We start from the raw sequence: 18,435 nt of genomic DNA on the forward strand, positions 1-18,435 counted from the left end.
GATGGATAGTGAAAAGTTCCGGATTCGCTTTGGCGATATGGATATTAGAGTTCATAAACAAAGCCCTACAATGTTCGATGTGGTAGTTGGAAATTGTAAGACTGGTAATGGGATTCTTATGTGTTCAGTAGAACAGGAGAGACAACCTTATCCATTTTACAAAGTGGTTAACCTTCAAGTTTTTTCGGAAGAGAAATCTTCCATTGATTCTCAAGGCATACTTCTTCAATTGATAGGAGGTTTTAAGTTATGAATCAGCGAGTGGGTTTCTTAGTGTCTAAACTTATTTATAAGGAATTGATAATTAACGGAGCTTTAAATAATAAGCAGGATGCATATGAGATTTTGGAGTTAGTGAAAGAACATATTAAAAATCATAAGTAATTTAAGGTGATGGTGAAAGGCGGTGAAGTATTGGGATTACGTGATAGGTTTTCTAACTTTGTGGCCCGACAGGTGGAGAAACGAGGATTGTTAGATGATATTTTCGGCAATTCAATCCGATACGGTGGACGGTATATAAGTGATACGAATATTTTAGAATCATCTGATGTATACGAGTTGATGCAGGATATAAGTAATCAAATGATGCTGGCCACAATAGTTGTGGAAGACAAAGACGGTAACGAAATTACGGACCATCAATCATTAAATATATTAAGGAATCCGAATAGTTACCTAACACAATCAGAGTTCATTAAGTTGATGACAAATACTTATCTATTGGAAGGCGAAGTCTTTCCATTTCTAAATATTGACCAACTTCATTTGGCTTCCAACGTGTATACGGAACTAGATGGAAATATGATTCCACATTATAAAGTAGGTAGTGTTGAAATTCCGCCGTTTATGATTAGACATGTGAAAAACATTGGTACCGATCATTTAAAGGGAAAGGGAATTCTTGATTTGGGTAAGGATACACTTGAAGGTGTTATGAATGCTGAAAAAGTATTGACTGACAAATATAAGAAAGGTGGTTTTCTGGCTTTTTTGCTTAAATTGGATGCCCATATCAATCCACAGAATGCGGCTCAGTCTAAACTTATTAAAGCAATACTAGATCAATTAGAATCCATCGATGAAAGTCGTTCTGTCAAATTAATTCCACTTGGTAAAGGTTACTCTATTGATGGGCTGAAATCACCTGTGGAAGACGAGAAGATACTTGCATATCTAAATGTATATAAGAAGGATTTAGGTAAGTTCTTGGGTGTAAATGTGGATACATATACGGCATTGATGGAAGTTGATTTGGAAAAGGCAATGATGTATCTGCATAACAAGGCAGTACGCCCGATAATGAGGAATTTTGAAGACCATTTGAGTCTTCTTTTTTTCGGTCCAAATTCGCGTGAACGTATTAAATTTAAGATTAATATTCTTGATTTTGTTACGTATAGTACGAAAACAAATATCGGTTATAACATCGTTCGTACTGGTATTACGTCACCGGATAATGTTGCGGACATGTTAGGTTTTGAAAAGCAAAATACACAGGAGAGCCAAGCAATTTATATCAGTAATGATTTATCTAAAATTGGTGAGAAGAAAGCAACTGATGATTCTCTAGGGGGAGGTAAAGAAAATGAAAGTGGAGATCAGAGGGAATCAAATTCTAATTGATGGCTATGTCAATGCAGTTGATAGAGAGAGCCGGGTTTTACCTTCACCACGTGGATATTTTAAAGAAAAAATAATTCCTAAAGCATTTGAGAAAGCTTTATCTGATTCTAAAAATGTTGATCTACTCTTTAATCATAAGAAAGACCGAAACCTTGGTTCAATTGGCAATGGGAATTTGGAATTGTATGAGGACAATATTGGATTAAGGGCAAGTGCAACTGTCACCGATGAAGAAGTTATTCAGAAAGCTAGAAATGGGGAGTTACGAGGCTGGTCATTTGCCTTCATTTCTAAAAAGGATAACTGGTCTGATGGACAAGATGGTATACAATTACGTTCTATTGAAGAACTTGAACTATTGGAAGTATCTATATTAGATCAGACACCTGCATATGTAGGTACATCTATTGAAGCACGCGGTGAAAATACTAGTCTTGTGGAACATAGAAGTCATGATGAGAAAGTTCGTGTGCTAGAAGATAAGCTGGATATAGAGAAAAGAAGTGCCATTGTAAATAAAATTAACGAAATACTGGGGGATAAATAACATGAATAAAAAATTATTATTGTCGTTACAAGCTAAACACAACAAACGTTTAGAAGAATTACGTTCTAAAGTAACGGGTGGAGAGTTACGTTCTGAAGAGTTAGCAAATGTAGAAACTGAGATTGAAAGTATTAATACAGAATTACAAGAAGTAGCTAATGAATTGGCTGAGATAGATGCAGCTGAAGAACGAGCTGATAAGACAGATGAAACTAAGGACGAAGAAAAAGAGAAAAATGATGACAAGGAAGAAGAGAAAAAAGAGGAAATCAGTGAAGAGAAACGTTCAGCAGTTCTAGCAGCTATTTCAAGCGGTCTTTCTACAAAGGGACATTCTTCCACAGTGAAAAAGGAAGTTGAAGTACGCTCTGCATTTGCAAATTATGTAGTGGGTAAAATTACTGAAGTTGAAGCACGTTCACTTGGTATCGAAGCTGGTAATGGATCCGTTACAGTTCCAGAAGTTATTGCTTCAGAGATTATTACGTATGCACAAGAAGAAAACTTACTTCGTAAATATGGTTCTGTCCATAAGACAAAAGGTGATGTGAAGTATCCTGTTTTAGTTAAAAAAGCAGAAGCAAATGTACGCAAGAACGAGCGTGGTAAGAATGATGAGATTCCGGAAACAGGAATTCAATTCGATGAAATTCTATTAAGCCCAGCGGAGTTCGATGCTCTTGCTACTGTAACGAAGAAGTTACTTAAAATGACGGGTGCTCCAATCGAACAGATTGTCATTGAAGAATTGAAAAAAGCTTATGTACGTAAGGAAACTGATTACATGTTTAATGGTGATGATACTGGTAATGAGAACCCGGGTTCATTATCTAAAAAAGCAGTGAAGTATTATGAGTCAGAGAAGGTCGATATTATGAAAGCTGACTTCTCTCAAAAGTTATACCAACAACTTGTGAAAATGAAAGGTCAGGTTGTTACTGAAGTTCTTAAGAAATCCATGTGGATTGTTAACCGTGCTGCATTAACTTTACTTGAAGGAATGACAGATACAACAGGCCGTCCATTGCTTCATGTGGATGCAACAGATGGTGTAACTTACAAATTACTTGGTCATAAATTAGATTTTACTGATGCAGCAAGCGGTGATAATCCAGCAGTTCCAGTGTTCTATTTTGGTGACTTCAAAGCCTTCCACATTCAAGATGTAGTTGGTGCAATGGAAATTCAAAAATTAATTGAAAAGTTCGCTAGTGTAAATATGACAGGCTTCCAGATTTATAACTTACTTGATGGTCAATTAATCTATTCACCGTTTGAACCTGCTGTTTATAAATATGAGGTTGGGATAGCTAAACCAACAACTCCATAAGGAGCTGACAGTATATGAATGATTTAATCGATAAACTAAAATCACATATTCAATGGGAAGAGGGCATGGATGATACTATGCTCTCTTTTTATATTACAAATGCTCAAAGATATGTAGAAAAAGCAACAGGAGCACAAACCGAGTACTTAGTACTTATGGTTGCGGGTATTATGTACGAATATCGTGTGTCTGAGAAAGAACTTGGCCAAGCGTTAGACGCAATGACACCTTTCTTTATTCAGGAGGTGTATTAAAGTGACTAAGCGCTTTACAAATAGAATGCGATTCGCGGCAGATTTATTAAAGATTGGCGAAACAATTGACCCAAAAACAGACCGTGTTATCACTGATTATCTGTTTTCTAGAGTGATTCGCTATAATAACGCTGGTGTAACGGTGACTGACAAACATTTTAGTAGACAAGATGGTAATGAAGTGATGAAGAAAATAGAAATACGCTTGGATCGTGTCATTGAAGAGAATCAAAAAGACTATCGTGTACGGATTAAAGATAAAACGTACAATATTGAACGTCTTTATGTACGTGAGGATGAACGTATTATGGAGTTGAATTTAGCCTATGTTAGTTAATTTTGAACAATTGAGAAGCATTATGAAGCAAAGTAAGCTATTAGTTTTCCGTGATAGCGCGCCAACTGATGCTAAAGAGCCTTATATTGTGTATGAGTTCGTGAATGAGAACCATAAAAGGGCTTCAAATAAAATTCTAAAAGACATGCCTTTATACCACATTGCGGTGATTACAAAAGGGACTGAGGAAGATATTACACCGTTAAAAAAGGTATTTAATGATGCCGGTGTCTCTTACGCTAAATTTACGGGTCTCCCATATGACGAAAACGACGATACTATCACACAATTTACTACGTATGTGAGGTGTATTAATGGCTAATAAAAACGGCTTTGCTGAAGCGTTGAACGATATAAATACACTATTAAAAGTGAATAAAACAGTGGAAAAGAATGTGCTACAAGAAGCGGCTGAATACTTCATAGATAAGTTGAAGCCACATATTAATATGTCAGATCGAGACAAACAAACACATTTACGAGATAGTTTAAAGGTCGTTGTGAAAGATGACCATGTGGCCGTTGAATTTGATGACAAGGCTTGGTATTGGTATCTAGCTGATAAAGGTCATAAGAAAGCAAACGGAAAAGGTCGTGTGAAAGGATTACATTTTACACGAAACACTTTCGATGCTGAGGGCGACAAGATAGCCGATATTATGGCCCAAAGAATATTAGATGAAATGAAAGGATGATATAAGTGGTTAAATCAAAAGAATTATTGTATCCAGTGGGTATTGAATCTTTATTCCTCGCAATGATGGTTGGAGGAAAAGATTCTCGAAGTGCTATTCCTACTTATGAAGCTATTGAGCAATTAGATAACATTGTAGAACTAGGGATTGCAGGGAATCGTACTACCTTAGTTAAGTGGGCATCAAATAAGTTGTTTGTTAATGCTGGTAAAAATTCAAAATATACATTGTCTCTTACACATGTATCGTTACCACAAGCAATTAAAGATAAAATTTACGGTTATATGGCCCAAAAGGGCGTTGTGTTTAACAAATCAACAGTAAAAGAGTATCCAATGTTTGCAGTTGGATTTATCGCACCTTTAAGCGATGGATCAAAGATTGCACGTTGGTATCCACGAGTACAAATCGCACCGGCTGAAGAAACGTTTTCTACTACTGGGGACGAAGCAGAAGTAAAAGATCAATCATTAGTTATGGAAGCAACTCCATTATTATTTAATGACAATACAGAAGTTGACTTCTCGGAAGTGCGTGATAGTGCGACAGGTGTCACTGTGGAAGACTTTATGAAACAAGTAATTTGTGATGAATCACAATTGGCTGTACTAGGAACTGCAACACCACCAACTTTATGAGGAGTGACAATATGGCACGTTTAAGTGATTTAGTAAACGTTAATATAAATAGGAATGTTATTAAAGTACAAGGGGCTGAAATCCCTGTTATTTTTACAATGGAATCTTTTGCGCATATCGAAGAAGCATATGGGAAGAAGTATCATGTTTTCGAAAAAGATTTGCATAAAACTATGACGAAAAAGAATATAGTGATGGGTAAAAGTGAAACGAAAATTATGTATGCTTTAATTTACGCAATGATTCGAACTGCTGGAACAGAATGTACATTAGAAGAAATCAAAGGTGCCATTCCATTAAATGATGTACCTGGTATCTTCCAAGCAACATTAGATATATTCAACAACCAAAACTTCCAACAATCCGACATGGAGAAAATAAAAAAGGAAAAAAAGTAAAAAATGTGTTTACCGAAGAATCTCAGTCTAGTGAATTAGACTGGGATTTTTACTTTTATGTCGGGAACACATTGTTAGGTTTGAGCATGGATGACTTCTTTAAAATAACACCTGCTCATTTTTTGAAACAATACATCATGCATCTTAGATATAACCATCCAGATGCGATTATAGAGAAGAAACCAAAGCAAGTATATACGTTAGATCAAACGCCATTCTATTGAAAAGTGAGGTGAGAAAATGGCAGATAAGGCGAGAAACGTTGTCCTTAATTTCAAGATGGATGGGCAGGTGCAATATGCACAAACTTTAAAGCAAATAAATATGGTCATGAATACAGCCGCCAAAGAGTATAAGAATCACATTGCTGCAATGGGTAAGGATGCATCTATGACAGATAAGCTTGCTGCAGAAAAGAAAAAGTTAGAAATACAGATGGAAGGTGCTGCAAAGCGTACTAAGATGCTTTCGGATGAATTTGAAGCTATGTCTAAAGATACAAATACGACTTCCGAACAGTTAAATAAAATGTATGGACAACTACTTGATGCACAAAACGCTGAAACGGCATTATCTAATGCAATGAAACGAGTTAATGATGGACTATCTGATCAAGCACTAGAGGCAAGAGAAGCCAAGGTTGAATTGAATAATCTACAGTCTGGAATCAAGTTACTTGAAGCAGAACAAAAGAGCCTTACAAGCTCATTCAAGTTACAAAAAGCTGAAATGGATGAAAACGCAGATGAAGCTGAACAGCTAGAATTAGCGCAAAAACAGTTGCAACAACAAATGCAATTGACTGGGCGTATTGTTGATAATTTAGAGAATCAACTTGAGCAATCAAAGCGCGCATATGGCGAGAACAGTGTGGAAGTAAGGCAATTGGAAGCTAAATTGAATGATGCGAAGAGTTCCGTTAAAAGTTTCGAGCGCTCTCTTGATAATCTTGGGAAAGAAGCTAAAGACACTGGAGATGATATGGAACAATTAGGTAAAAAAATGGACCTAAACAACCTTATGGAAGCTGGTGAAATACTGCAAGGTATTAGTGATCAGTTAATTGAAATTGGCAAAATGGCTATGGAAGTTGCAAAAGACTTTGCTAAATCACAAAAGCACATGAAATTGTCCCTTGGATTGACTGAGAAAGAGGCAATTAAGTTAAGTAAAGTAGCGCAAGAAGTGTGGAAAAATGGATTTGGTACTGAGCTATCTGAAGCCACAGATGCTGTAGGTCAGTTGTATGGACTTCTTGGTGAAACACCTGATGCAGACTTACAAAAGCTATCACAAGGAGTATTAAGGTTATCGGATGTATTTGGATTAGATGTAACGGAAGCCTTGACGGGGGCAGGTAGCTTAATAAGAAACTTTGGCATGGAAGGAGAAGAAGCACTTGACTACATCACATTTGCTCTACAGCGTACCACAGGTCAATTCCGTGTAGATTTTGCGGACGCATTAACGGAGCTTATGCCAACGTTCAAGGGTATGGGTGCAACAGCAGATGAAGCCTTTGAAATGATGATTGCAGCACAAGAGTCCGGAATGGAAAACTTCGATGCACTTTCATCCCTTACACAAGGATTCACTGACAATATTTCAGTTGGTGGAGAAGACATACAGGATTTGTTTAAATCGTTGGGCGGTGATGCTAACAAGACCTTCAAAGAGTTTGAAAAAGGTGGAGCAACTGCATATGACGTGTTTGTTGCGACTGCTCAGCAACTTGGAGATATGAATGATAAAACGAAAAGAAATCAATTAGGTGCTGAAATATTTGGTGATGTATGGAATGAAGCTGGAGGTGATGCAATTACAAGTTTAGGTTTCGTTAATGGAAAGATTGGTGAAACAAATGGAAAGTTGGATGAAATGGCAGAAAAGAACCCGGTTGGAAGTCTTGATGCTTCATTAAGGGATTTAAAATCAAATTTTGAGCCAGTAGGAAAAACCATAACAGAAGGTATGATCCCTATTATTGATGGACTTAGCAAGCTAACTGACTTATTTGGTAAGTTACCAGAATCAACGCAGATATTTGTTGGTGTATTAGGAGTAATGGCAGTTGCAGCGGCAATACTTATACCGATTGTTGCGGCTCTCGTAGTTTCATTTGGAGCGTTAAATATTGCATTAGTTCCCTTTATAGCAATTGCAATGGGCGTTGCGGCTGCTATAACAGCAGTTATATTAGTAATAAAAAACTGGGGTGCAATAACTGACTGGCTTTCTGAAAAATGGGAAGAGTTTTCCACATGGTTCAGTGAATTGTGGGTTCAAATAGAACAATTATGCAAAGATGCCTGGTCTTCTATTTCTTCATTTTTTAAAGAAGCAGCAGCTAAATTTATGGAATATTGGATACCTATTGCTGAGTTCTTTAGTCAATTGTGGTCGGATATTGTTACAACTGCAACCGATTGGTGGTCACAGTTAACTTTAGCATGGGAAGAAACATGGTCTACTATTATGACAGTATTAGACCCTATGATTTCGTTTTTAACTACGATACTAGAAGGTGCTTGGTTACTTATTACAGCGGGGGCGCAAATTGCGTGGTTAGCATTTAAGGAATACATTATTAACCCTGTAGGTGATGCATTTAACTGGGTAAGCGGAAAGCTTGGTGAATTAGTTGGCTGGCTTTCTGGAAAATGGGGAGAGATAAAATCAGCAACATCTCAAGCGTGGTCTATGGTCAAAGAAAATATTATCAATCCAATTGGTGATGCGTACAATAGTGTGGTTGGAAAAATCGGTGATATGTACAATTCAGTTGTCGATAAATTCAATTCTATTAAGAATGCTGCATCTGAGAAGTTTGAAGATGCTAAGAATGCCATGATAAATCCAATAAAAAGCGCCTACGAAACTGTGAAAGAATGGATTAATAAAGTTAAAGGATTCTTTAGTGACCTTGTTTTAAAAATACCTACACCCGAAATGCCGAAGTTACCACATTTTTCACTAGAAACAAACACAAAAAGTTTCTTTGGTAAGGAAATAACTTATCCAACTGGGATTGATGTGGAATGGCGTGCAAAAGGTGGTATTTTCACTAGACCAACAATCTTTGGAATGACTAATGGGAAACTTCAAGGTGCTGGGGAAGCAGGGCCGGAAGCTGTGCTTCCACTAAACGAAAAAACTCTTGGTGAGATTGGAAAGGGCATCGCTAAATCAATGGGTGGAACTCATATAACAATTAACACTCACGATGATCCAAAAGCTATCGAAAGAGCCATGGAACGAGCACTTAGACGTGTATCATTCGGAATGTAGGAGGTAATTACTTGATTATACAGGGATTGAAAATAACCAATGCTAAAGGCGAATCAATCGAATTTAATAATCACTTTCGTCTAAATGATGATTTTGATTTAAATGCATTGGGTGCAACTGTGAATTATACAGATAGCACAGAAGATGGATCTAATTATCAAAATACTAAGTTGGAAAATAGGGACTTTGATGTTCCTTTCTTTATACACAAAACAGTTTCTGAAGCTTGGTGGATTGAAGAACAACGCAACTTAGCCCACAAAGTATTTAATCCTAAGTCTAATCCAATGCGTTTAGATCTCGTTACACCAGCAGGCGAAAAGTATTATATGAATGCTAATTTAGAAGGAACACCTGTCTTTCCAAAAGGGGAAGAAAATAGTAATGAAATTTGGCAAGATGGGTTACTTCAATTTAGCGCTAATGATCCATATATCTACAGTCAAACGGAAACCAAAGTAGATATTGCAGTGTGGAACTCTTCATTTGAATTTCCATTAGAGACACCAGTAACAGGTATAGAATTTGGATACCGTTCACCGTCTTTGATTGTCAATGTACTGAATGAAGGACAAGATTCTACAGGTATGATGATTCGTTTTAAAGCGACTGGAACATTAAAAAATCCTAATTTAATAAACGTTAATACTTATGAATCATTAAAAATTAATACTACTATGTTGTCGGGTGATGTCATCGAGGTATCGACGTATAAGCGGAAAAAGTCAGTTAAATTAATTAGAAATAACATTGAAACGAACATATTCAACCGTTTGGACTTAGAGAGTAAATTCTTACAACTAGAAACAGGCGATAACCTGTTTCGCTATAATGCCGATACGGGTATTGATAATTTAGAGGTGTCCATGAATTTCACACCTCGAATGTTGGGGGTGTAACATGGAAATCTTTGTATTTGACCTTTATTTCAATAGATTGGGCGTAATCGATGATTTTATTAGTCTAAAGATTGAACGTAATTATGATAAATTGAGTGAGTTAGAAATGTCTATAGATGCTAATAGCGATGCTATTAAGTTACTAAAAGCGGGCCATATATTAGCTAAATCAAATGATTTAAAGCATGGTTATTTAATTATGACGGATGAATATCAAGACCAAAAATCTAGTCAATTAAATATCATTGCACCATCTTTAAATATTCTACTGAATAGAAGACTCATCACAGGTCAACAGACTTATAAAGGCAATGCAGAAGATGTTATCTACAGTTTTATTAATAACAATGCAATTGCAACGAGTGTTAATCGAGTATTGCCAAACTTCTATATCGACAATGTGAAAAGATGCGGATTAAGCAATGATGAAATTTCTATAAGTAATAAATACTTAGATGATGCGACATATCAAAATTGTAAAAAACATGACGTATCTTTCGACGTTATTTTTGATATACCGAACAAGAAATATCATGTAGTCGTGTGGAAGGGAACTGACCGAAGCACGCAACAAGATATTAACTCGCATGTCATTTTCTCAAAAGAGCGTGAAAATGTAATACGTCAACACTATGTAGAGAGTATTAGTGATTATAAAAACGTAGCAATTGTCGCTGGTGAAGGCGAAGGATTAATGAGGAAATATGCCACTGTGAACGATAATCTAAAAGGATTTGATAGAATAGAAGCTTTCGTCGATGCACGCGATTTACAGAGTAAATATAAAAATGAAAATGGCGACGAAATTACCCTTCCTGATGCTGAATATACAAAATTACTAAATGAACGTGGGGAGAGTAAGTTATCTGAATATCAAAAAATCACGACGTTTGAAAGTGAAGTGGATTTGTATGCCAATCACGTATTTGGCACGGATTATGCAATGGGTGATATTGTTAGTGTCAAAAATGATGACCTTGGCATTATCATGCATCCTCGAATAGTTAGCACTCTCGAAACATACAACAAACAGGGTAAAGAATTGGATATCAAATTCGGGACAAACATTCCTACGTTGACGGAAAAAATAAAAAGGATGGTGAAATGATGCCTGAGAAAAGTAGTTTTTTTGACAGCATAAATAAAGATAGACTTTATAATTCTCAAAGCATGGCTGACCATTTTTATCCTGTATTGAGAAACGGTTATTACCCAAATGAAGGGTATAACCTTCAAGTAGTAGCTGGAACAGGTTTGAATTTAATCTTAAAATCTGGAATGGCGTGGATTGAAGGCAGACATTACCGTAACACTTCAGATTTAAATTTAAAGGTAGATGCAGCAGATGGCTTGTTACATCGTAGAGATCGTATTGTAATTAGATGTGATTATATAAATCGTGAAATTCGTTCATATGTAAAGAAGGGAGTGAAGGCAAGTTCTCCTGTTGCTCCAACACTGACGCGCAATAGCGATATGTACGAATTAGGCATTGCAGATGTTTATATTTCTGCTGGCGCTACGTCGATTAGGCAACAAGACATTACAGATTTACGGATGAACAATAACTTATGCGGTATGGTGCACAGTGTCATCGACCCAGATTGGACAAGATTTTTTGACCAGTTTCAAGATTGGTACACCAGCACAACTAAGAAATACGACAGTGATTTTTTAATTTGGTTTAACCGAATAAAGGACATTTTGGATGGAAATGTTGCTGGTAATCTACAAAATCAGATTGATAAAAAAGCAGATATTTTATCTGCACAGATGAAGAAAATAACACAAGACAATGGCCATGCATCCATCGTTATTAGTGATAAAAATATAAACATACTTACAGAGATAAACAACCGAGGACCAGGAGTACACACTATAAGCAGCGGACAAGGTGTAAAAGATAACCCAGGTACATCTATATATCGAGGGATTGCGGTCGTTGCAGGCCCAACCGTAGGTTTTGTGATATTTAAAGGGACGGACGGAAAACTCTATACTAATCACTTAAGTGGCGGAACATGGATGGGATGGTTAGAGCATCTAGCACTAGAAGTAAACGGAGATTTAAAAGTGCCTGGTGATGTCTATTCGAAAGGTAAAAAAGTAGCAGTGATGAATAGTCCGACTACAACAACGATGTTGCCTGGCTTGAACGGATGGGCGAATTTTGGACAAGGCACCGATCCGATTCGTGTAACAAGAAGTTCAGACGGAGTAGTTCATTTTTATGGAGTTCTCAAAAATGGAGGGACTGCCTTCGGTACAGTAATGACAAATGTACCTGCGGAATACCGTCCCAAAGGCATCGTTTGGCATCCAACGCAATCGAAGGATGCAACTGGGCAACGATTCCATTGCGATGTTGAGATACATCCAAACGGAAATGTAATTGCAGGAGGAGACGTTCGGAACACATGGATAATTATTAATTGCACATGGAATGCAGGAGATATTTCTTAAGAGAGGTGAGAAAGATAAATATGATATTAGTATATGTGATTGATGAAAATGGTTATTTTATCGAAACACAAACAATAGAAGAAAAAGAAATAGTAATAGATAAACACATTACATTCGCATGGTCGGAAGGAATGTTTAGACCTAAGTATGATTTTGTGAGTAAGCAATGGAAAGAAGATATGACGCAAGCTGAAATCGATGCAGCGTTAAATACACCACCGACTCCTACACCAGAGCAAATCATGAAGAAATATATAACAGCTTTGGAACTTAAACTTTTAGGACTTCAAAGCGAAGTAGAAACATTAAAAAATGGAAGCGTGCAGTAGCAGGCTTTTTTATTTTGTCTTGAAAGGGGTGGGGGACAGTGGAGAAAGGAAACGAAAAAGTTGCGGTTGCTGTATTGAAAGCCGAACTTAAAAGTCTTAGTAATTCAATAGAAAGAATTGAAAGTTTTTTGCTTCGTAACCAAGAAAATGCACTGCCACGAAGTGAAGCAGAATTGAAGTTCAAACAAATGAAAGATGAAATTAACGAAATCAAGAATGATAAGAAACAGGAGAGAAGTGCAAAAGAAGCTCGTTTTGTTAGCTGGTGCGCTTTGGCAGTTACGTTAGTATTTAGTGTTTTAAACTATATGAAATGAGGGAAATGATATGAGAGAGAAATTGAGGAACAAAGGTTTATGGCTGGCTTTATTCGCATTGTTAGGAATGATTTTAATGGATACTGTACCTAATTTTGATGCAGGGCGTTATGAGCAGTATGTAGATGTTATTTTAATGATTTTAGTTGGTGCAGGTGTTATTTCTAATCCAAACGCTGGTAAGTGGTTCGTCGATACAGAATCAGAAAATAAAAATGATGGAGGTACAAAATAATGAAAATCGGATTAAGAATGGGTCATACAATTTTAACGAATGGTAGAAATACTTGTGCTGTAGGATTAGTAAATGAGTATACGGAAGTGCGACGAATCGGCAGATATGTGAAAGAATATCTAGAAGCGCAAGGTCATACTGTTATTGATTGTACGCCACCTGATCGCACATGTCGTGACCAAGGTCAAGAGTTAGCGTATGGCGTCAATAAAGCTAATAGTAATAAAGTAGACTTATTTATTAGCTTACATTTAAATGCTTCAAACAGTGAAGGTGATGGGGTAGAAGTTTACTATTATAATGGCGATGCAGAAGGGAAGCGTCTTGCACAAAGTGTGTGTAATCAAATTGCAAAGTTTGGTTATGATAATCGTGGTGCTAGAACAAAAGCATTGTACGAGATTAATAATACACGTATGCGTGCTATTTTAGTCGAATCATTCTTTATTGATAACGCAGCAGATGTAAAACGTTATAATAATGACCCAGAGAAGGTTGCACGTGCAATTGTAGAAGGTGTGACAGGTAAAACAGTTGTTCAAGAACAGAAGAGCTATCGTATTTTCATGGGTGATTTTGATACAGTAGAATGGGCAGCAGACACAATAAAGAAAGTTAAAACGCTATTACCTAATTACGGTGTGTGGGAATTGTGTCTAGAAGGTGGAAGCCATCGTATCGTTATCGGTGATTTCAACACTAAGCAGTGGGGTGATGAAACATTAGCTAAGTTAGAAAAAGCCTTCCCGGGTTACGGCAAGTGGATTCAACCTATAGAATAAAATTAAGCAACGTGCTGCCGTAACACGTCGCCCTTTTGTTAATGTTGATGGAGAAAAGAACATGACTTCCTTACAAAAACGTTTTAATTAACAAATGAATGTTAATTTGTTAGGGGCGATTGATTAGTAAGAATAGGAATCCTTGCAATAGCTACATTTATTTTTTTGTTTGTTTTTACGATCATTTTTGTTTGAATAAGATTTTTTACAATCATAATTTTGCTTACGTTGACACATAATGAATTCCTCCTAAATATATTTTATATAATGGTGTGGGCATCACCATGTTTTTATAATATGGTAGTTTCATCTTTTGGAACTAGCCATATGTTGAATTTAAAGTTAAATGGATAAGAATCATGTATATATTACTTATTTAATTCTAATAATAAGAAACATGATAATAATTGTTGTATTTATCTCTAGTACACAAACATTCATGTAAAAAGATGGCTTGCAATTATTATCTGGTTGAAAAGCATAAAAACAACGTTCTTTACAGTGGGAACGTTGTTTTTATTTGTAATGACTATTGTGTGACAAAATAAAATAAAGACGACTATTATTACATGTCGCCTTCATTCATTACTTACTACTTATCATGGAGTTCTTAAATACATTCCTGATGTACGATTATTATAATCACATTGTTAATGGATTATGCACTAAATTTGGAATTGTAATGCTGTGTACATATTATACGTGTTGCTTAATTCAGAACGGAAGAAATGACCACATTTTTGACCACAATTTGAATGAAAAATAACGAAAAAATATAGAAGAAGTGAATTGACTTATCCTCAGAAATATAGAATTATAGCCACATTTGAACAATTATGAATATATATGTACCTCATTAATCAAACGTGTAATTTAAACTCTTATTGATGTTGAAGTTGATTCAAGAATATGACCACATTTTGACCACATTTTATATAAAAACCTCCGAAAATCTAAGAAAATAGCTACTATATCCCAATAAATCATAGTAAACAAGAAAGTGCCGAAAACCCTTTCATATCAAGGTTTTTCAGCACTTTTTTCTTTTTGGAGCAGTACGAAATGAACACCACTAAAACTGCTCGTTTTTCTCCCAGCTTTCAACAATATAATGTGCATCTTTCTGGCTGTAACCTTTTCCAATTAAGTACGTAATGGCGGCAACTTCTGTCATAGCATGTTGCATACTTGTATATTTGGCTTCGTTCAGGCCGTATCGAACCCAAGGTCTAACAAGATTGAGAGTAGGTTTTTTTAAGTACATATATTTTTTATAGTGGGCTGGAACTTGCTTTGGCTCTTGTGGTGTGTATGGTTCTCGCATATTATAAGATTCATACGCATCTTGAGGGGAAAATTGGTTACGTGCATCATACGATTCGTATGTGTTTTGAGGATAAGAGTAATTGTTTGGATCATACGGTATATACGTATGTTTATGGTGATATTGCGTACGGACATCATACGTTGGATGGTGGTAATGTTGATGCGTGTAATAAGGGGAGTCGAATGGATTGTACATATACATACCTCCTTTTTTACGGTAGTCAGCATATCATATGGTGACGTGCCTACAAAGGTTACACTACATAGCAGGAAGGATGAAGAAAGTGATCATAGAAAAAGTCGAACAACAAGTGCGAGAATTACTCCAGCATGATGCAAGCGGTCATGATTGGTATCATATTGATCGTGTACGAAAATTAGCGATGCAAATTCAGTGTGAAGAAGGCGGAGATGCATTCATTATTGAGATGGCAGCGTTACTTCATGATGTGCCAGATGAGAAGTTAAATGAGAGTGAAGCGGTAGGAATGGCGAAGCTGGAGCGTATTTTTGACTCGGTGGATATACAGGACGAAGCGAAGGAACATATTCTTTCTATTATAAAGAACATGTCATACAAAGGTGGCAACGGCGGAGTGGTGACAACGATTGAAGGGAAGGTTGTGCAAGATGCTGACCGCCTGGATGCATTAGGAGCAATTGGAATTGCCCGTACATTCGCATTTGGTGGGAAAAAAGGTGACCTTATGTATGACCCAGAGATCCCAATTCGTGATAAAATGTCTGTAGAAGAGTATCGCAATGGGAAAAGCACGTCGCTGAACCATTTTTACGAGAAATTATTTAAGTTACAAGATACGATAAATACAAATGCCGGTCGTCGAATTGCGAAGGAACGTCATATGTTCATGGAACAATTCGTGCACCAGTTTATGAAAGAGTGGAATGGAAACGAATGAAAATGTTAACAGCTGAAAATATAAGTAAGTCATACGGGGAGAAACCGTTATTTGATAACATTTCGTTTAGTATCGTTGAAGGCCAACGCATCGGTCTAATCGGTATTAACGGAACAGGGAAATCAACATTGCTAAAAATTATTGCAGGGCTTGAGTTCCAAGATAGTGGAGAGATTGTCACATCAAAAGATTACACAATTAGTTACTTATCACAAGACCCACAGTTCAACGAACAATTAACAGTCCTAGAGCAAGTATTCGCAGGAGATAACCCACTTGTGCAATTACTTCGTGAATATGAAAGTCTATTAATTGATCTAGAGAACAACCCAGCAGATGAGAAGCTACAAAATAAGTTATTCTCGCTTCAACAAAAAATGGACACAATGAATGCGTGGGACATTAGTGCGAACATTAAAGCGATGTTAACGAAGCTTGGTATTACACAATTAACAGCAAAAATCGGGGAGTTATCTGGTGGACAGAAGAAGCGTGTCGCGATGGCACAGTGTTTCGTACAGAATCCGGATTTACTAATTTTGGACGAGCCAACGAACCATTTAGACCATGAGACGGTTGAATGGTTAGAGCACTACTTAGCACGTTACACAGGTGCGCTTTTATTTGTAACGCATGATCGTTATTTCTTAGATCGCGTAACGAACCGTATGATTGAGCTTGATGGTGGAAACTTATATTCATATGAAGGTAACTACAGTACGTTCTTAGAAGGAAAAGCAATGCGTGAAGAGCAAGAGCAAGCAAGCGAGCAGAAGCGTCAAAACTTATTCCGTCGTGAGTTAGCATGGATTCGTCGCGGCGCAAAAGCACGTACGACGAAACAAAAAGCACGTATTCAACGTTTTGAAGAATTATCAGCAGTAGAAGGCCCAGCAGCGAAGCAACAAGTAGACATGTCGCTTGGTGGAAGCCGTCTAGGTAGAAAAGTAGTGGAGTTCAAAGACGTAAGCAAAGCGTTTGGCGACAAAGTTGTGCTATCTCATTTTGACAAGGTCATTAAGCCTGGCGACCGCCTTGGTATTATCGGAAAGAACGGTGCTGGTAAGTCAACGTTACTGAACTTATTAACGCACAAAATCCAGCCAGATAGCGGTGAAGTAGAAGTTGGTCAAACGGTAAACATCGCGTACTATACGCAAGAGAACGAAGAAATGAATATGAACCAACGTATGATTGAGTACATAAAAGAAGTGGCAGAAATCGTACATACGACAGATGGAAAGACGATCTCAGCATCACAAATGTTAGAGCGTTTCTTATTCCCACCACATTCACATGGTACACCGATTCGTAAGTTATCGGGTGGAGAACGTCGTCGTCTATACTTATTAAAACTCTTAATGGACGAACCGAATGTTCTACTATTAGATGAGCCAACGAACGATTTAGATACGCAAACATTAACCGTGTTAGAGGACTATTTAGAAACATTCCCTGGTGTTGTGATTACCGTATCCCATGATCGTTACTTCCTTGATAAAGTAGTAGAAGAGTTGATCGTCTTTGAAGGAGAGGGCCATTTGTCTTCGTACTTCGGTAGTTATACAGATTTCTTAGAGAAGACGAAAGAAGAAGCAGTACAGCAAGAAAAAGCAGCGAAAGTTGAAAAAGTAGTGGAGAAACCGAAAGCGAAGAAAAAGAAGTTATCGTACAACGAACAACGTGAGTGGGATAGTATCGAGGACGAAATTGCGTCTCTTGAAGAACAGTTAGAAGAAATCGGTACAAACTTAGAAGCGATTGGCAGTGATTTCGGAAAAGCACAAGAATTAATGAACAAACAGAGCGAAGTTGAAGCACAGTTAGAAGCAAAAATGGTGCGCTGGGAAGAGTTATCTGAGCTAGTAGAAAGCTTAGAAGGATAGAGATATTATTTTACCGTAATAAAAGAGCCTTTCTCTTACATATGTTAAAAGAGAGGCTCTTTTTTCGTTATTTACAGAAATATATTGCTTTTGGGAATACTAGAGAAGACATTGGTATTTCAGGAGAACTTCGTTATAATGGGACACTATACATAAAGAAAGGGG

General features: G+C 36.9%; 23 protein-coding genes. 22 read left to right on the plus strand and 1 reads right to left on the minus strand.

Going from position 1 to position 18,435, the window contains the following annotated elements; all coding sequences use genetic code 11:
- Position 1: 1 nt before the first annotated feature.
- The 20 genes from IEV41_RS03035 to IEV41_RS03125 all read left to right on the plus strand — a co-directional run bounded on the left by IEV41_RS03035 (position 2) and on the right by IEV41_RS03125 (position 14,138).
- On the plus strand, positions 2-253 hold the full coding sequence (locus IEV41_RS03035) for a hypothetical protein (protein ID WP_188386965.1): 252 nt from the start codon (positions 2-4) through the stop codon (positions 251-253).
- A complete protein-coding gene (locus IEV41_RS20135) occupies positions 250-384 on the plus strand; it encodes a hypothetical protein (RefSeq protein WP_268235125.1) in 135 nt (44 codons plus the stop codon). The genes IEV41_RS03035 and IEV41_RS20135 overlap by 4 nt, the downstream gene beginning before the upstream one ends.
- A 30-nt stretch (positions 385-414) precedes the next feature.
- Positions 415-1,626 (plus strand): phage portal protein, encoded by a 1,212-nt coding sequence (locus IEV41_RS03040; RefSeq protein WP_188386966.1) that lies wholly within the window; start codon positions 415-417, stop codon positions 1,624-1,626.
- Complete coding sequence (locus IEV41_RS03045) at positions 1,589-2,173, plus strand: HK97 family phage prohead protease (protein WP_188386967.1); 585 nt, start codon at positions 1,589-1,591, stop codon at positions 2,171-2,173. The genes IEV41_RS03040 and IEV41_RS03045 overlap by 38 nt, the downstream gene beginning before the upstream one ends.
- Position 2,174: 1 nt before the next feature.
- Positions 2,175-3,503, plus strand: a complete 1,329-nt coding sequence (locus tag IEV41_RS03050; RefSeq protein WP_188386968.1) for a phage major capsid protein — start codon at positions 2,175-2,177, stop codon at positions 3,501-3,503.
- A gap of 14 nt (positions 3,504-3,517) precedes the next feature.
- The gene (locus tag IEV41_RS03055) at positions 3,518-3,757 is read left to right on the plus strand and encodes a head-tail connector protein (RefSeq protein WP_188386969.1); all 240 of its coding nucleotides are present in this window, start codon (positions 3,518-3,520) and stop codon (positions 3,755-3,757) included.
- 1 nt (position 3,758) lies between these two features.
- Positions 3,759-4,094, plus strand: coding sequence for a hypothetical protein (locus IEV41_RS03060; protein ID WP_188386970.1), 336 nt, complete (start codon positions 3,759-3,761; stop codon positions 4,092-4,094).
- A complete protein-coding gene (locus IEV41_RS03065) occupies positions 4,084-4,416 on the plus strand; it encodes a hypothetical protein (RefSeq protein WP_188386971.1) in 333 nt (110 codons plus the stop codon). Before IEV41_RS03060 ends, IEV41_RS03065 begins: the two co-directional genes overlap by 11 nt.
- Positions 4,409-4,789 carry an HK97-gp10 family putative phage morphogenesis protein gene (locus tag IEV41_RS03070; protein ID WP_188386972.1) on the plus strand — a complete coding sequence of 127 codons (381 nt, stop codon included), beginning with the start codon at positions 4,409-4,411 and terminating at the stop codon, positions 4,787-4,789. Before IEV41_RS03065 ends, IEV41_RS03070 begins: the two co-directional genes overlap by 8 nt.
- Positions 4,790-4,794: 5 nt before the next feature.
- The gene (locus tag IEV41_RS03075; protein WP_229722130.1) at positions 4,795-5,427 is read left to right on the plus strand and encodes a major tail protein; all 633 of its coding nucleotides are present in this window, start codon (positions 4,795-4,797) and stop codon (positions 5,425-5,427) included.
- 11 nt (positions 5,428-5,438) lie between these two features.
- Complete coding sequence (locus tag IEV41_RS03080; protein ID WP_188386973.1) at positions 5,439-5,825, plus strand: hypothetical protein; 387 nt, start codon at positions 5,439-5,441, stop codon at positions 5,823-5,825.
- Positions 5,826-5,830: 5 nt separating this feature from the next.
- Positions 5,831-6,049 carry a hypothetical protein gene (locus IEV41_RS03085; RefSeq protein ID WP_188388785.1) on the plus strand — a complete coding sequence of 73 codons (219 nt, stop codon included), beginning with the start codon at positions 5,831-5,833 and terminating at the stop codon, positions 6,047-6,049.
- A gap of 55 nt (positions 6,050-6,104) precedes the next feature.
- Positions 6,105-9,113 carry a phage tail tape measure protein gene (locus tag IEV41_RS03090; RefSeq protein WP_420850759.1) on the plus strand — a complete coding sequence of 1,003 codons (3,009 nt, stop codon included), beginning with the start codon at positions 6,105-6,107 and terminating at the stop codon, positions 9,111-9,113.
- Positions 9,114-9,124: 11 nt separating this feature from the next.
- A complete protein-coding gene (locus IEV41_RS03095) occupies positions 9,125-10,012 on the plus strand; it encodes a phage tail family protein (protein WP_188386975.1) in 888 nt (295 codons plus the stop codon).
- A gap of 1 nt (position 10,013) precedes the next feature.
- A complete protein-coding gene (locus IEV41_RS03100; protein WP_188386976.1) occupies positions 10,014-11,120 on the plus strand; it encodes a siphovirus ReqiPepy6 Gp37-like family protein in 1,107 nt (368 codons plus the stop codon).
- Positions 11,121-11,182: 62 nt separating this feature from the next.
- Positions 11,183-12,475, plus strand: coding sequence for an XkdV family phage structural protein (locus tag IEV41_RS03105; protein WP_188386977.1), 1,293 nt, complete (start codon positions 11,183-11,185; stop codon positions 12,473-12,475).
- Positions 12,476-12,495: 20 nt separating this feature from the next.
- Positions 12,496-12,804 carry a YomQ N-terminal domain-containing protein gene (locus IEV41_RS03110; RefSeq protein ID WP_188386978.1) on the plus strand — a complete coding sequence of 103 codons (309 nt, stop codon included), beginning with the start codon at positions 12,496-12,498 and terminating at the stop codon, positions 12,802-12,804.
- Between the two features lie 38 nt (positions 12,805-12,842).
- The gene (locus IEV41_RS03115; RefSeq protein ID WP_188386979.1) at positions 12,843-13,121 is read left to right on the plus strand and encodes a hypothetical protein; all 279 of its coding nucleotides are present in this window, start codon (positions 12,843-12,845) and stop codon (positions 13,119-13,121) included.
- Between the two features lie 10 nt (positions 13,122-13,131).
- On the plus strand, positions 13,132-13,356 hold the full coding sequence (locus IEV41_RS03120; protein WP_188386980.1) for a hypothetical protein: 225 nt from the start codon (positions 13,132-13,134) through the stop codon (positions 13,354-13,356).
- The gene (locus IEV41_RS03125; RefSeq protein ID WP_188386981.1) at positions 13,356-14,138 is read left to right on the plus strand and encodes an N-acetylmuramoyl-L-alanine amidase; all 783 of its coding nucleotides are present in this window, start codon (positions 13,356-13,358) and stop codon (positions 14,136-14,138) included. Before IEV41_RS03120 ends, IEV41_RS03125 begins: the two co-directional genes overlap by 1 nt.
- Before the next feature lie 1,072 nt (positions 14,139-15,210).
- On the opposite strand, the gene IEV41_RS20325 is transcribed toward IEV41_RS03125, so the two are convergent.
- Entirely contained in the window at positions 15,211-15,660 is a 450-nt protein-coding gene (locus IEV41_RS20325; RefSeq protein WP_373284147.1) for a hypothetical protein, read from the minus strand.
- A gap of 79 nt (positions 15,661-15,739) precedes the next feature.
- Between IEV41_RS20325 and IEV41_RS03135 the strand changes: the two genes are divergently transcribed.
- Both IEV41_RS03135 and IEV41_RS03140 read left to right on the plus strand, forming a co-directional pair.
- Positions 15,740-16,384 carry an HD domain-containing protein gene (locus tag IEV41_RS03135; protein ID WP_188386982.1) on the plus strand — a complete coding sequence of 215 codons (645 nt, stop codon included), beginning with the start codon at positions 15,740-15,742 and terminating at the stop codon, positions 16,382-16,384.
- Complete coding sequence (locus tag IEV41_RS03140; protein ID WP_188386983.1) at positions 16,381-18,270, plus strand: ABC-F family ATP-binding cassette domain-containing protein; 1,890 nt, start codon at positions 16,381-16,383, stop codon at positions 18,268-18,270. Before IEV41_RS03135 ends, IEV41_RS03140 begins: the two co-directional genes overlap by 4 nt.
- Positions 18,271-18,435 lie beyond the last annotated feature (165 nt).

This window comes from Priestia taiwanensis, assembly GCF_014638355.1.
Taxonomy (GTDB): domain Bacteria; phylum Bacillota; class Bacilli; order Bacillales; family Bacillaceae_G; genus Priestia_D; species Priestia_D taiwanensis.